A 15113-nucleotide genomic window follows, 5' to 3' on the forward strand; every position below is an offset into this window, starting at 1 on the left:
TGTTTCTTCTGTTATTTCTATCCAATCTTTTTTAGACATCGCCAATACATCTGGATTTGGATTAAAAAGAGGTTCACTGTGTGGCTTTGAAAATTTGTTCCAAGGACAAACGTCTTGACACACATCACAACCAAAAGCCCAGTCATTAAACATTCCTTTAAACTCCGTTGGGATATTCTCTTTTAATTCAATTGTAAAATAGGATATACATTTACTTCCATCAACTACATATGGAGCAACAATAGCATTAGTAGGACAACTATCAATACATGCAGTGCAGGCACCACAATGATCTGTAGTGGGCGAATCATATTCTAATTCTAAATCTATTATTAACTCGGCAATGAAATAAAAAGAACCTACTTTTTTAGTCAATAGGTTACTGTTTTTTCCTATCCAACCTAAACCACTTTTAGCAGCCCATGCTTTATCTAAAACTGGAGCAGAATCTACAAAAGCACGCCCAGAAACAGCACCAATATTAGTTTGAATAGAATGGATAAGCTCTCTCAATTTTCCTTTTATGACGTCATGGTAGTCTAAACCATAGGCATACTTCGAAATTTTAAAACTATCTTGGTTTTGAAATTCATTAGGATAATAATTAAGTAATAATGAGACAACACTTTTTGAATCTTCAACAAGAAGAGTAGGATCTAATCTTTTATCAAAATTATTTTCCATGTAAGCCATCTTTCCATGATGGTTTAAATTTAGCCAATTTTCAAGACGTGGAGCTTCTGTCTCAAGAAACTCAGATTTAGAAATACCGCAAGACATGAAACCAAGTCTAGAAGCCTCGTCCTTAATAAAATTTGTATACTTCGATCTAGTTTGAATAATTGTAATTTTAAAGAATTCTAAAATAAACCACCCTGAATATTCGTTTTAATTTTACCCAAATGTCTATACGCTTTATCAGTAACCTCTCTACCTCTTGGAGTCCTCATAATGAAACCTTCTTGAATTAAAAAAGGTTCATAAACCTCCTCAATAGTTTCACTACTCTCTGAAACTGCAGTTGCCAGAGTACTCAAACCAACAGGACCTCCTTTAAATTTATCAATAATGGTATTCAAAATTTTATTATCCATTTCATCTAGTCCAAAAGCATCTACATTCAAAGCTTTTAAAGCATAACGAGCAATTTCTATATCAATAGAACCATTGCCTTTAATTTGAGCAAAATCACGTACACGTCTCAGCAAAGCATTGGCTATACGAGGTGTACCTCTACTCCTACCTGCTATTTCAATAGCCGCTTCCATAGAAATTGGCATTTTAAAAATTGCAGCACTTCTTTCAACAATAGTAGTAAGCAATTCTGTAGTGTAATATTGCAAACGAGAGGATATTCCAAATCTAGCTCTCATAGGTGCCGTAAGCAGCCCAGAACGGGTAGTTGCACCAATAAGGGTGAAAGGATTCAAATTGATCTGTACCGTGCGCGCATTGGGCCCAGATTCAATCATAATGTCAATTTTAAAATCTTCCATTGCAGAGTATAAATACTCTTCAACAATAGGAGAAAGCCTGTGAATTTCGTCAATAAAAAGTACATCACGCTCTTCAAGATTTGTAAGCAAACCTGCAAGGTCTCCTGGCTTATCAAGTACAGGTCCAGAAGTTATTTTTATTCCAACTTGAAGTTCATTCGCAAGTATATTGGCAAGAGTAGTTTTTCCAAGTCCTGGAGGACCGTGAAAAAGAGTGTGATCAAGAGCTTCATTTCTTTGGTTGGCTGCTTGTACAAAGACCTTTAGATTTTCTAAAACTTGATCTTGTCCAGCAAAATCATCAAAGGATAAAGGGCGAAGCTTCCTTTCGATATCGAAATCTTCAAGATTATAATTGTTACCAGTAGGATCTAGATTCTCATTCATAGTACAAAGATAATAAAGAGGAACTTAGAGAAAACACTTCCTCAAATAAAAAAATAAAAAAAGCCTCTACAAAGTAGAGGCTTAAATATTAGTGATGAAGAACCTGTTCTCCAGGTTTCATTGGTACATTTTGTGGTACGAAATCCTCTTCATGATTAGGATTACTGTAGTCATATGGCCAACGGTGAACTTCAGGAATCTCACCTGGCCAGTTACCGTGAATGTGTTCAACTGGAGCAGTCCATTCTAAAGTATTAGATTTCCATGGATTCATAACTGCTTTTTTACCGTAGAAAATACTACTAAAGAAATTATATAAGAAAACCAATTGAAAAGCACCACCAACAAGAGCAAACGTTGTAATTAAAACATTTACGTTTTGTAAATCATCAAATAAAGGGAAATTAGTATTGGTGTAATAACGTCTTGGTAAACCAGCTAAACCTATAAAATGCATAGGAAAAAATACACCATAAGCACAAATAGCAGTAACCCAGAAGTGAATATAACCTAAGTTCTTATTCAACATTCTTCCAAACATTCTTGGAAACCAGTGATAAATACCAGCAAACATTCCATAAAGAGCACTAATACCCATTACTAAGTGAAAGTGAGCTACAACAAAATAAGTGTCGTGAACATTAATATCTAATGTACTATCACCAAGAATAATACCAGTTAAACCACCAGTAATAAAAGTTGATACCAAACCAATAGAAAATAACATGGCAGGATTTAGCTGTAAGTTACCTTTCCACAACGTAGTGATATAATTGAATGCTTTAACTGCAGATGGAATTGCAATCAATAAGGTCGTAAAAGTAAACACGGAACCTAGGAAAGGATTCATTCCTGAGATAAACATGTGGTGACCCCAAACTATTGTTGATAAGAAAGCAATTGCAAGAATTGACATAATCATTGCTCTGTAACCAAAAATTGGTTTACGAGAATTTGTTGCAATAACTTCAGAAGTAATACCTAATGCAGGTAATAATACAATGTAAACTTCAGGATGTCCTAGGAACCAAAATAAGTGCTCAAATAAAACAGGAGAACCACCTTGGTAATGTAATACTTCACCAGCTATGTAAATATCAGATAAGAAGAAAGAAGTACCAAAACTTCTATCAAAGATCAACAATAATGCAGCGGATAAAAGTACCGGGAAAGAAACAATACCAATAATAGCTGTAACAAAGAAAGCCCAAATAGTCAAAGGCAACCTTGTCATAGTCATACCCTTAGTTCTTAAGTTAATAACCGTAACAACATAATTCAAAGACCCCATTAAAGAAGAAGCAATAAACAATGCCATAGAAACTAACCAAAGTGTCATACCCATTCCAGATCCAGGTATAGCTTGTGGTAAAGCACTCAATGGAGGGTAAATTGTCCACCCAGAAGAAGCAGGACCTGCTTCAACAAAAAGAGAACTGATCATCACAATACTTGATAAAAAGAACAGCCAGTATGAAACCATGTTCATAAAACCTGAGGCCATATCTCGAGCACCAATTTGAAGCGGAATTAATAGATTACTAAACGTACCACTCAATGCAGCAGTAAGTACAAAGAAAACCATTATGGTTCCATGAATAGTAACTAAGGCAAGGTAAATATCATTTGCCATAACTCCATCAGGAGCAAATTTATCACCTAATAAAATATTAAATATTTTAAAAGATTCTTCTGGCCATGCTAGTTGCATTCTAAATAACAACGACATACCAACACCAATGATACCCATGAAAATACCTGTAATCAAGTACTGCTTGGCGATCATTTTGTGATCTATACTAAAAATATATTTAGTAATAAAAGTGTCTTTGTGGTGGTGTTCGTGTTCGTGATCTATAGCGTGATCGTGACCTTCTGCTGACATATATTTATACTTTAAATTTTCTTAATAATTATTTAGCCGCCATTACAGCAACATCATCTTTTTTTGCACTACTACTGTCAACTGCTTTTGTATCACCAGTTGCAGCTGGAGCAGCCAATGAAGCTTTAACTTCATTTACTACAGTTGTTTTATCTTTCAACCAAGCTTTATAATCTTCTGGAGTATCAACAATAATTTTCATTTGCATATTGTAGTGCGATGCACCACAAATTTTATTACACAACAAAAGATAATCAAAAGTGTATGGATCAAGAGCGGGTTCACCTTTAGCTACTAATGCCTCACTTTTCTTAGCTCTTAAAGCATTAATATTAGCAACTTTTTCTACCATAAAAGGTAATTCTCTATACTCAGAGGTAGTGTAAATAGGTTCAAAAGCGAATTGTGTAACCATACCAGGAACGCAATTCATTTGAGCTCTAAAATGTGGCATGTAAGCAGAGTGCAATACATCTTGAGATCTCATTTTAAAAAGAATCTTTTTACCCTTAGGAATATGCAATTCAGTAACAACAATATCATCTTGTGAATATGGATCTGCTAAGTCTATACCAACAGCATTAACACCTTCTATATATCTAACATTAGCTTTACCTAATACATTATCCTCACCAGCATACCTAGCTTTCCAGTTAAATTGTTGTGCGTATAATTCAATAACAACAGTATCCTCATCCTCATCAACAAACATAATGTTTGTCCATGCATATAAACCGTACAATATAAGACCAGCTAAAACAACCGCAGGTATGATACTCCAAACAGCTTCCAATTTGTTATTGTCAGCAAAAAACAAAGCCTTTTGTCCTTCTTTACCTCTATATTTAAAAGCAAAATAATGAACTAAAACCTGAGTTATAGCTTGAACAATAAAGATTAACACCCAAGTGATATTCATCAAATTGTCTACTTGGCCACCATGAGCAGAAGCAGGAGTGTGCAATACTAAATGTCCCCATTTAAATAATCCATAAATGGAAAATATATAAATAAAGGCTAAAAAACCAAACATTAAATAACCCTGAACATTATTGTCATTATCATTTGCGATTTCTGAACTGTCCGGAGAAGATCCAACTTGCGTTAGGTCGAAGATTTTAGTCAATTGCCATAAAGCAATAGCTAATAAAACTAAAACTATAATTACTAACAAACTTGTCATCTGTTTTTTTCTTTAAAAATTAATAATGAAAATGTTTACTTTCCTCAATAAACGGATTTCTTTTTGCTAGCAAAGGAGATTTAGATAAAGCAGTAAATACTACATAAATAAATAAACCTAGGAAGAAAAGGATGGAAGCTATTTCAGATACACCGATAGACCAACTGTCACCAACCGTACCTGGCATAATCATATTGAAAAAATCTAAATAATGACCCATTAAGATAACAATACCAGCCATTACAATAACCCAAGAAATTCTCTTAAAATCTGTATTGATCAATATTAACAATGGGAACAAGAAATTCATAACAACTGCTCCAAAGAATGGCAAATTATATAATTGAATTCTAGTTATAAAATATGTTACCTCCTCAGGAATGTTAGCATACCAGATTAGCATAAACTGTGAGAACCAAAGATAAGTCCAAAAAACACTTAAACCGAACATAAATTTAGCTAAATCATGAATGTGACTATTATTAACAAATTCTAGGTAACCTCTTGACTTTAAATACAATGTAACTAATGCTATGGTAGTAACACCACTTACAAAGAAACTTGCAAAAACATACCATCCAAATAAAGTACTAAACCAGTGTGGATCAATTGACATAATCCAATCCCACGACATTATAGATTCAGAAACGATGAAAAAGACAAGAAACATCGCTGATAACTTAAAATTCTTCTTATACAACAAATCATCATTAGCCTCATCTTGAGCAAGACAATTCTTTCTTGAATAATATTGATAAAGAGACCAACCAGTTAAAAATATAGCAGCTCTAACAATCCAAAAAGGAAAGTTTAAATAACCAGTTTTATTAGCAATAAGTTTATCAGTTGCAACTACTTCAGGATCTAACCATATAAACATATGATTAAAATGCAAACCACATAAAATCAACAACACGAAAAATAAAGCAGCTCCTACAGGTAAGTAAGATGTAATACCTTGCATAACTCTAAAAAGAACAGGAGACCAACCCGCTTGAGCAACTTGCTGGATTGCATAAAAAACTAAAACACCTAATGAAACAAGCATAAAAAATATACAGGCAACATATAAAGCAGACCAAGGCTTATTTTGCAATTGATGTAATACATGATTTAAGTGCTCAGTGTGTTCATCATCAGATGAAACTTCATGTTTTTGTGAAGATGTCTTAGCCTCAACATGTTTTTCCTCTGTTGAACCATGAACTTCATGAGAATTAGCTTCATTAGTACTTCCATGCTCTTTCTTAACAGCGTGTGTACCATGACTATCAGCAGCAAGAATTTCTTCTACTTCTTTAATATCTTTTGGTGCAGTGTAAAAACCATAACCTATGCCTAAAAAACCAATGGCCATTAAGACAAATGAAAAAGTTTTTAATTTACTTGAAAATGTATACATATCTATTACGATCAGTTTGTTCAACAATTATAATTCACTTTTTAATTTTAGAACATAGTCAGTAACTAACCAACGCTCCTGGGCACTCAACTGATTTGCATGTGAACCCATTGAATTCAAACCATAAGTTATAACATGAAAAACACTACCCTCAGTAATAACTCTATCTTTATAACTTGGAACTCCAAGAAATTTTTCACGTTCAACTAACTTACCTTTACCGTTACCAGAAGCACCATGGCAACTGATACAATAAATTTCATACAACTCTTTACCTTTTTCTATATTTCTACCTAATGAATCAAGTGGTGATTTTAAGTTAGCTTTAGCCAACTCATAACCAGCAGTACTATTTTCATACTCGTAAGGTACAAAACCTCTTTTCAATGAACCTTTTGCAGGTAATTGTGCTTCTTGACCATTTTTAAACGCATCAGACTCTGAATAGGTCTCATAACCTAAAGACTCATACATATTTGGAAAATACTGATAGTTCGGTGCCTTATTATCATGGCAAGATGAAACTAAAATTACGATACCAAATAATAGTGCTATTTTATATATGCTTTTCATAACTATAATTAATGCTTATCTATTACTTTAACTTCAACCGCACCTGTATTTTGAAAGAATGAAACTAATTCTTCTTCGTTATCATGTACAGCAACTTCCATTAAAAAATGGTCATCTGTAGTCCTTACATCTGGATTCTCAGCTTCCTTAAAAGGCCATAATTTACTTCTCATATAAAAAGTAATAACCATCAAGTGAGCTGCAAAAAATACAGTAAGCTCAAACATAATTGGCACAAATGCAGGCATATTTTCAATATAACTGAAACTTGGCTTACCACCAATATCTTGAGGCCAATCTTGAATCATGATATAATTCATCATTGCAGTTGCTACCGAAATTCCAACACAACCATACAAGAAAGCGCAAATAGCTAATCTTGTTGGGGCTATCCCCATAGCTTTATCCAAACCGTGAACAGGAAATGGACTAAAAACTTCTTCAATATGATGATGAGCTGCTCTAGTTTTCTTTACTGCGTCCATCAAAATATCATCGTCATTATAAATGGCGTATATTACTTTATTACTCATGATGTGAATCTTTATTTGCTTCTCTTGCGCGTTTGTAATTATCTCCAGTTGCTTTTAAAATAGTTTTAACTTCAGCTTGTGCAATAACCGGGAATGTTCTTGAATAAAGAAGGAACAACACAAAGAAAAAACCAATTGTACCAATGAAGATACCTATATCAACAAAGGTAGGTGAAAACATAGTCCAAGAAGATGGTAAATAATCTCTATGCAAAGAGGTAACAATAATTACAAATCTTTCAAACCACATTCCAATATTTACAACAATAGATATTATGAATGAAAACATAATACTCGTACGTAACTTTTTAGACCACATGAACTGAGGAGAAAATACATTACAAGTCATCATTGCCCAATATGCCCACCAGTAAGGTCCAGTAGCTCTGTTTAAGAAAGCATATTGTTCGTACTCTACTCCAGAATACCATGCAACAAAAAGCTCAGTAATATAAGCAACACCAACAATAGAACCTGTAATCATGATTACGATATTCATCAATTCGATATGTTGAACCGTGATATAAGCTTCAAGATTAGAAACTTTTCTCATAATAATAAGCAAGGTATTCACCATCGCAAATCCAGAGAAAACGGCTCCAGCAACGAAGTATGGAGGAAATATAGTAGTATGCCAACCTGGAATAACCGATGTAGCAAAGTCCATCGATACAATAGTGTGTACTGACAATACAAGAGGAGTAGCTAAACCAGCAAGAACAAGCGAAACTTCCTCAAAACGTTGCCAATCTTTTGCTCTACCACTCCAACCAAAACTTAAAATTGAATAAACTCTTTTATTAAAAGGAGTTACAGCACGATCTCTAAGCATTGCAAAATCTGGTAATAAACCTGTCCACCAGAAAACTAATGATACAGATAAATAAGTAGAGATTGCAAATACATCCCAAAGTAAAGGTGAATTAAAATTTACCCATAATGATCCAAATTGATTTGGTATTGGTAAAACCCAGTACGCTAACCAAGGACGACCCATGTGGATGATTGGGAATAAACCTGCCTGAATAACTGAGAAAATAGTCATTGCTTCAGCTGAACGGTTAATTGCCATTCTCCATCTTTGACGGAAAAGTAAAAGCACGGCTGATATAAGTGTACCGGCGTGACCAATACCAACCCACCAAACGAAGTTAGTAATATCCCAAGCCCAACCTACTGTCTTGTTTAAACCCCATGTACCAATACCTGTAGATACAGTGTATACGATACATCCAAGTCCCCAAAGGAAGGCTATTAATGCAATTGAAAACACAATCCACCAATGTTTATTTGCCTTACCTTCAACAGGTGCGGCTACGTCTACAGTTACATCATGATAAGTTTTATCACCTATAACTAAGGGTTTTCTAATGGTTGCTTCGTAGTGAGACGACATAATCCTTTATATTGATTCTTAATTAATTTTTTTTGTACTAAGTATTTCTAACTTTAACATGATAAATCACATTAGGTTTAGTTCCAACATGTTCTAATAAATGATACATTCTATCATCAGCAGCAAGTTTTGCAACTTCAGCATCTTTATCATTTACATCTCCAAAAATCATAGCTCCTGTAGAACATGCATTTGAACAAGCAGTTTGGAATTCGCCATCAACAATTGATCTTCCTTCTCTTTTGGCTTTAAGGATAGTTGCTTGTGTCATTTGAATACACATAGAACATTTCTCCATAACACCTCTTGAACGAACATTAACATCTGGATTTAAAACCATACGCCCTAGATCATCATTCATGTGATAATCAAATTCACTGTTTTTGTTATACAAGAACCAGTTAAAACGACGTACTTTATAAGGACAGTTGTTAGCGCAATAACGCGTACCAACACATCTGTTATAAGCCATGTGGTTTTGACCTTGACGAGAGTGTGAAGTTGCAGCAACTGGACAAACCGTTTCACAAGGCGCGTGGTTACAGTGCTGACACATAACAGGCTGGAAAGAAACTTGAGGATTATCTCCTGCTTTTTCCATTTCATTAAATGTAGACAAAGAACTTGTTAAACCAGCAATATTTTCTTTTCTTTCATTATCTCCCTCAAAAGTACTTTCTGATGAATAGTATCTGTCAATACGCAACCAGTGCATATCTCGACTTCTTCTAACTTCAGCTTTACCTACAACAGGAACGTTATTTTCAGCATGACAAGCGATAACACAAGCTCCACAACCTGTACAAGCATTTAAATCTATTGAAAGATTAAAATGATGACCAGTTGAACGATCAAATGAATCCCATAAATCAACTTTAGTAGCCTCAACTTCTTTATGATCCAAAGAAACTATAGGTTGTTCATTCCAAATATGAGCATCTTTGGTATTGAAGATTTCAAGAGAAGTTTCTTTAATAATATCACCTCTACCCATTAATGTCTTTTGACTTTGAACACAAGCAAACTCATGTTCTCCGTCAGCTTTGGCTAATGTAATAGATTGAACATTATTGAAACCTTTATATAAAGAGTAAGCGTTTAAACCTACCATCATTTCTTCTTTCAAAGCAGCTTTACGACCATAACCTAAAGCTAAACCTACAGTTCCAACAGCTTGACCAGGTTGTACAATAACAGGTACATTTTCAAGTTTTAAACCATCTGCAGTAGTAATTGTAGCATAACTTCCGTTTAAACCTCCGTTAGCAACAATCTCATTAGACAATTCATATTTAATTGAATCAGCATTAGATACAGTTACATAATTATCCCAAGACACTCTTGTGATAGGATCTGGAAACTCTTGTAACCATGGGTTATTTGCTTGTTGCCCATCACCTAAACCTGTTTTAGTATACAATACTAATTCAAGACCTTGAGATGACTTAGAAGCAGATAAAGCATTTGCAGCTGCAGAATAATCAGCACTTCCAGAACCTACCGTTGGTACAGAAGAAACAAAAACACCATCATGCAATACTTTATTCCAAGATGATCCTGAAATAATTGAAGAACTAGTATTTTTAATATAATCATAAAAAGAACCTACAGTTCCGTTTAATGACAACAAAACATCTTGAAATTGTTTTGTATTGAAAAGCGGACGAATAGTTGGCTGAGTCAAAGAATAACTTCCTTTAACCAGACTTAAGTCATTCCAAGATTCTAAATAATGAGGAACAGCAGCAGCTACTGTAGACAACAAAGCTGTTTCATCTTCTTTCAAAGAGAATGCTACAGATGTTTTAACTTTCTTTAAACCTTCTTGAAAACTTACACTATCTGATAAAGTATAAACAGGATTCACACCACTCATGATAAGAGTATGAACTTTTCCCGCTTTCATATCAGCTACTAATTGAGATACATTAGATGCTGAACCTTTTCTAATTTGTCTTAAACCTGCAGTAACAAATGAATCACTAGCAAGAGCTTGATTTATAGCCAAAACTAATAATTGAGCATTTTTATCTTGAATTCCAGAAACTAAAACACCTTTACTTCCAGCTGCTCTTAACTGCTGTGCAGCTTTGGTAACTTCTGATTTAAATTTATCTTCAAGTTTAACTGCAACTGAAGAACCTGTAACAATATTGTATATATGAACTAAAGCTTGCTTTTGTGCTGAAACAGACATCGGCAAACGCTTATCAGCAGCAGCACCAGACAAAGTCATATTAGACTCTAATTGGAAATGACGTGACATTTTTCCAGCTTTTGGTATTCTGCCTTTGGCATAACCAGTATCAAAACTTCCTCCTTGCCAATCTCCAAGAAAATCTGCTCCTACAGAAACAATCAAAGAAGCTTTAGAAAAATCATAATCCACTAATGCTCTTTCACCATAAACCGTTTCAAATGCATCAAGAGCTTCAGACTCTGACACCGCATCATAGATTACATGCTTAGAATTAGGATTTTTTGATACGAATTCAGAAATCAACCTTTCAGTAGATGGACTAGCTAATGTATTTGTTAAAAGAACAACCTGTCCTCCTTTAACTTTTGCATCTGCAATACTAGATTTAATCTTAGCATCAACAGCAGACCAAGTTGAATCTTTCCCCTCAATCTTTGGTTCTTTAAGACGCATACTATCATACAAAGATAAGATAGATGCATGAATCCTTGCATTAGCTGTGAATTTAGCACCAGCAATAGTATTGTTATCAATTTTTATAGGACGTCCTTCTCTGGTTTTCACCAAAAGATTTGCAAAATCAAATCCGTCAAAAACTGAAGTAGCATAATAATCAGCAACTCCAGGAATAATTTGCTCAGGTTGAAGAACGTATGGTATTGATTTATTAACAGGACCCTCACATGCTGCTAAAGTAGCAGCAGCAGTACTAAAACCAACGTACTTTAAGAAATCACGACGTGATGTTGAAGAAGATGATAATGCATCACCATTACCTAAAAATTCATCAGTAGGAATTTCTTCAACAAATTCGTTATTTCTTAGCGCCTCAACAATAGAACTATTTTGGTCTAGTTCCTCAACACTTTTCCAGTATTTTTTGTTTGATGACATATATAAATATTAAAATCTTAATAATTTGATTAATAGTGGCATTTACCACACTCTAAACCACCCATTTGCGCGGCAGTCAACTTATCTACACCATATTTTTTTGAAAGCTCTTCATGGATTTTAGTGTAATATTCATTACCCTCCATTTTAACTTCAGTTTTTCTATGACAATCAATACACCAACCCATTGTTAATGGAGCAAACTGTTTTTGAATCTCATATTCTTCAACCGGACCGTGACAAGTTTGACATTCAATACCACCAACAGTTACGTGTTGAGAGTGATTAAAGTAAACAAAGTCAGGCAAGTTGTGAATACGAACCCATTTAACTGGTTGTGTTTTTCCAGTATATGATTGAGTCGCTTGATCCCAACCAACAGCCTTATATAATTTTTGTATCTCTCCGTCATAAAATGCTTTACTGTACTCAGGCGTTGCTGTAGTTTCAGCAACTTCTGCAATATTCTTGTGACAGTTCATACACACATTAAGCGATGGAATACCTCCATTTTTACTAACACGTGCAGCAGAGTGACAGTATTTACAGTTAATTTCATTATCGCCAGCGTGAATTCTATGCGAGTAATGTATTGGCTGAATAGGCTCATACCCTTGATCAACACCTACTTGCATAAAGAAACCATAAACATAATATGCACTTGTAAGAAGTAAGAATATAACAGTTACCAAAATCAAAAATTGATTTTTAGCAAAGGCTTGCCAAATTGGCGTTGTTTTAGCTTTTGGCTCAACAACTACACCGTTTGCTTTTGCAACTTTAGTAAGAACTTTGTTTACCAAAACTAACATTACTACCAACACTACTAATACTAGTGCAAGAGCAGCTAATATAAGATTGTTTGAAATACCACTATCAGCAACTGGTCCACCAGGAACTGCAGCAGAACCTCCAGCAGGTGGAGCAGCAACATCAACTTTAGGCTCAGAAGTGTAAGCAATGATATTATCAATATCAGCGTTTGACAATTGAGGAAAAGCAGTCATTACTGACTTGTTGTTTTCTTCAAAAACCTTAACCGCTTGAGCATCACCTGACTTTATCAAGTCTGAACTGTTTTTCACCCATTTGTAAAGCCATGCCATTTCATACTTACTAGCAACACCTCTAAGTGCAGGCCCCGTAGCTTTAGCATCTAACTTGTGACATGCAGCACAATTTGCATTAAACAATTCTTTACCTTTAGCAGCATCTCCACCAGAAGCAGCAGCAGGAGCTGCGGCCGCATCAGGAGCAGCAACAGCGGCAGCTTCTTGAGCAAATGAAGTGAAAGAGAAAATTAACGATAAGGCTACGCCTAAAAATAATTTTCTTGTGATCGAATTATGGTTACCCACCTTTTTCATATAGTATAATGATTATCTACTAAAAATTGGCACAGTCTTTACTAATAGACTTAGAAGAACTGCTCCTTTGTTTAAAATATTGGACAAAAATACGATATAAGAACTATTCTCAAAACCCTAAAATAGTCTTAATTCCAATTTATATTTATTCTAAATAACATATTTGATTTGGTATTAAACACTAAATATTAATTTTGCATAAAAACATACACATTATGAGAAATTTAAGCCTGAAAGCTACACTTATCACTATTATTTCAACAGCATTTTTTCATTCGAAATCAACTGCGCAACAGCAAAATATTTCCATAAAACAAGACTCAAAATTTGAGCAACTACTTACAGAAAAAAGAAAAACAAATCAATCAAACACTGTAAATGACCGTTTTAAAATTCAAATCTACAGTGGCGACAGCGAGAAGGCAAAATCAATATTAAATGAATTTAGACAAGAGTTTAATAACATTGAGGGAACCATTGTATTCTTTGCCCCAAATTATAAAGTTTGGATAGGGAATTTCAAATCTAGAATAGAAGCTGAAAGACATATAATAGTCATCAAAAAAAAATATCCAAATCTTAATTTGATTCGCCCAAACAAATAAAAGATTATACAAAAACTAAAAGCATATCAAGTAAAGCCGTTCATTTTGAATGGCTTTTTTGCTTTATACAAAGAAGAAAAAAAGGTAATGTGGTCAAAAATAGTTGGTAATTTTTAATTTTAGATTAGTTAAATTAGCTCAGTCAAATTGAAGAGGACATTGGCTCTGCTGAGGAGCAACCAATTAGCAATAGATTTGATACATATACGAAAAATGAGGGCAGTTTATCTGCCCTTTTTTATACATTTTTTGGTATGTCTAATGGCTAAGAAAACCTACTTGTTGTTTTGATTTTTGTAATACAAATACCATTTCAAAAAGTTCTTGCGGTTGGCTAAACTTAATCCTCTATGAACATTCAAATTACCTTTTAAATGTCCAAAAAAAGATTCTAAAGAATTTGTTGTATTGGGTATTTTGTCATCCTGTAAATAGAGAAACATATTGGGTAATGCTTTTTTAATTACAGTAAATGATCTTCTAACCATTTTATGGGTATACCAATATCTTCCAGTTTCCATATTATGTGATTTTTGATTAATAAAATCCCGATATTCTTCTTCCCATTGAATGAGTTCAATAAGCCATAATTGTCGTTTATATTCAGAATCAATATGATGGATTTTGACAACTATTTGCTTAAGTTCAAAACCAGATTTGTGCTTTGGATGCTGAGTAATCCATATTCTGCACATTCTTGATATATGCACCAAACATCTTTGAAAAGGCACTTTTGGACACACTTTTTTAATAGCTTTTATTGAGTATTTATCTCCATCCGATGTGATGCTCTTTATTTTAATTCCTAGTTTCAATAAATTCTGTAAGTCTTCTGCAATCTCCTCAAAATGTTCTCCATTGGTCATTCTATAAAGTTGCGTTGACCTTAAATGAAAGTTCCTATAAACAACCAAACAGATATCATTTGGAAAATAGGTTCCATCCAGGACTAAATAAATTTCATCAGCAGAGCTAAATTCTAAAACGGGTGCCTTATGCAACATTTTAGAAAAATAACGTTGTAATGTGCTCTTGCTATATCCAGATTCAAGTGATATCTTATCAAAAGTATCTTTGCCAATTATCCAATTTTTAAACCAAATTTCTTTGTTAGAATCTGAAACAGATTTATTGTTTGAAGTAAATAATTGACTGCAATCCTTACATTTAAAACGCTGCTTATTTTGTTGAA

General features: G+C 34.0%; 12 protein-coding genes. 1 reads left to right on the top strand and 11 read right to left on the bottom strand.

The window, feature by feature from the left end; genetic code table 11:
- The 10 genes from queG to FPG59_RS08150 form a co-directional block, all read right to left on the bottom strand.
- Positions 1–843 (bottom strand): tRNA epoxyqueuosine(34) reductase QueG (queG, locus tag FPG59_RS08105; RefSeq protein WP_086454123.1); only part of this gene is annotated, 843 nt, incomplete at its 3' end.
- A gap of 17 nt (positions 844–860) precedes the next feature.
- Positions 861–1883: a Holliday junction branch migration DNA helicase RuvB gene (gene ruvB / locus FPG59_RS08110; protein WP_086454113.1), complete on the bottom strand. Its 1023-nt coding sequence runs from the start codon at positions 1881–1883 to the stop codon at positions 861–863.
- A gap of 88 nt (positions 1884–1971) precedes the next feature.
- The gene (locus FPG59_RS08115; RefSeq protein WP_086454114.1) at positions 1972–3768 is read right to left on the bottom strand and encodes a cbb3-type cytochrome c oxidase subunit I; all 1797 of its coding nucleotides are present in this window, start codon (positions 3766–3768) and stop codon (positions 1972–1974) included.
- A gap of 28 nt (positions 3769–3796) precedes the next feature.
- Complete coding sequence (locus tag FPG59_RS08120; RefSeq protein WP_086454115.1) at positions 3797–4951, bottom strand: cytochrome c oxidase subunit II; 1155 nt, start codon at positions 4949–4951, stop codon at positions 3797–3799.
- Positions 4952–4970: 19 nt separating this feature from the next.
- Positions 4971–6353: a quinol:cytochrome C oxidoreductase gene (locus FPG59_RS08125; protein ID WP_086454116.1), complete on the bottom strand. Its 1383-nt coding sequence runs from the start codon at positions 6351–6353 to the stop codon at positions 4971–4973.
- Positions 6354–6380: 27 nt separating this feature from the next.
- Positions 6381–6926, bottom strand: a complete 546-nt coding sequence (locus tag FPG59_RS08130) for a cytochrome c (RefSeq protein WP_086454117.1) — start codon at positions 6924–6926, stop codon at positions 6381–6383.
- 8 nt (positions 6927–6934) lie between these two features.
- Positions 6935–7459 (bottom strand): DUF3341 domain-containing protein, encoded by a 525-nt coding sequence (locus FPG59_RS08135; RefSeq protein WP_086454118.1) that lies wholly within the window; start codon positions 7457–7459, stop codon positions 6935–6937.
- Positions 7452–8855 carry an NrfD/PsrC family molybdoenzyme membrane anchor subunit gene (gene nrfD / locus FPG59_RS08140; RefSeq protein ID WP_086454119.1) on the bottom strand — a complete coding sequence of 468 codons (1404 nt, stop codon included), beginning with the start codon at positions 8853–8855 and terminating at the stop codon, positions 7452–7454. Before nrfD ends, FPG59_RS08135 begins: the two co-directional genes overlap by 8 nt.
- Before the next feature lie 37 nt (positions 8856–8892).
- Positions 8893–11949, bottom strand: a complete 3057-nt coding sequence (locus tag FPG59_RS08145) for a TAT-variant-translocated molybdopterin oxidoreductase (protein ID WP_086454120.1) — start codon at positions 11947–11949, stop codon at positions 8893–8895.
- A 29-nt stretch (positions 11950–11978) separates the two neighbouring features.
- The gene (locus FPG59_RS08150; RefSeq protein ID WP_086454121.1) at positions 11979–13316 is read right to left on the bottom strand and encodes a c-type cytochrome; all 1338 of its coding nucleotides are present in this window, start codon (positions 13314–13316) and stop codon (positions 11979–11981) included.
- 215 nt (positions 13317–13531) lie between these two features.
- Between FPG59_RS08150 and FPG59_RS08155 the strand changes: the two genes are divergently transcribed.
- Positions 13532–13921, top strand: a complete 390-nt coding sequence (locus FPG59_RS08155; RefSeq protein WP_086454122.1) for an SPOR domain-containing protein — start codon at positions 13532–13534, stop codon at positions 13919–13921.
- 275 nt (positions 13922–14196) lie between these two features.
- Here FPG59_RS08155 and FPG59_RS08160 read toward each other — a convergent pair.
- Positions 14197–15113: transposase (locus FPG59_RS08160; RefSeq protein WP_217875859.1), on the bottom strand; the 917-nt coding region annotated here is incomplete at its 5' end.

The organism is Flavobacterium sp. FPG59 (genome assembly GCF_002150205.1).
Classification (GTDB): Bacteria; Bacteroidota; Bacteroidia; order Flavobacteriales; family Flavobacteriaceae; genus Flavobacterium.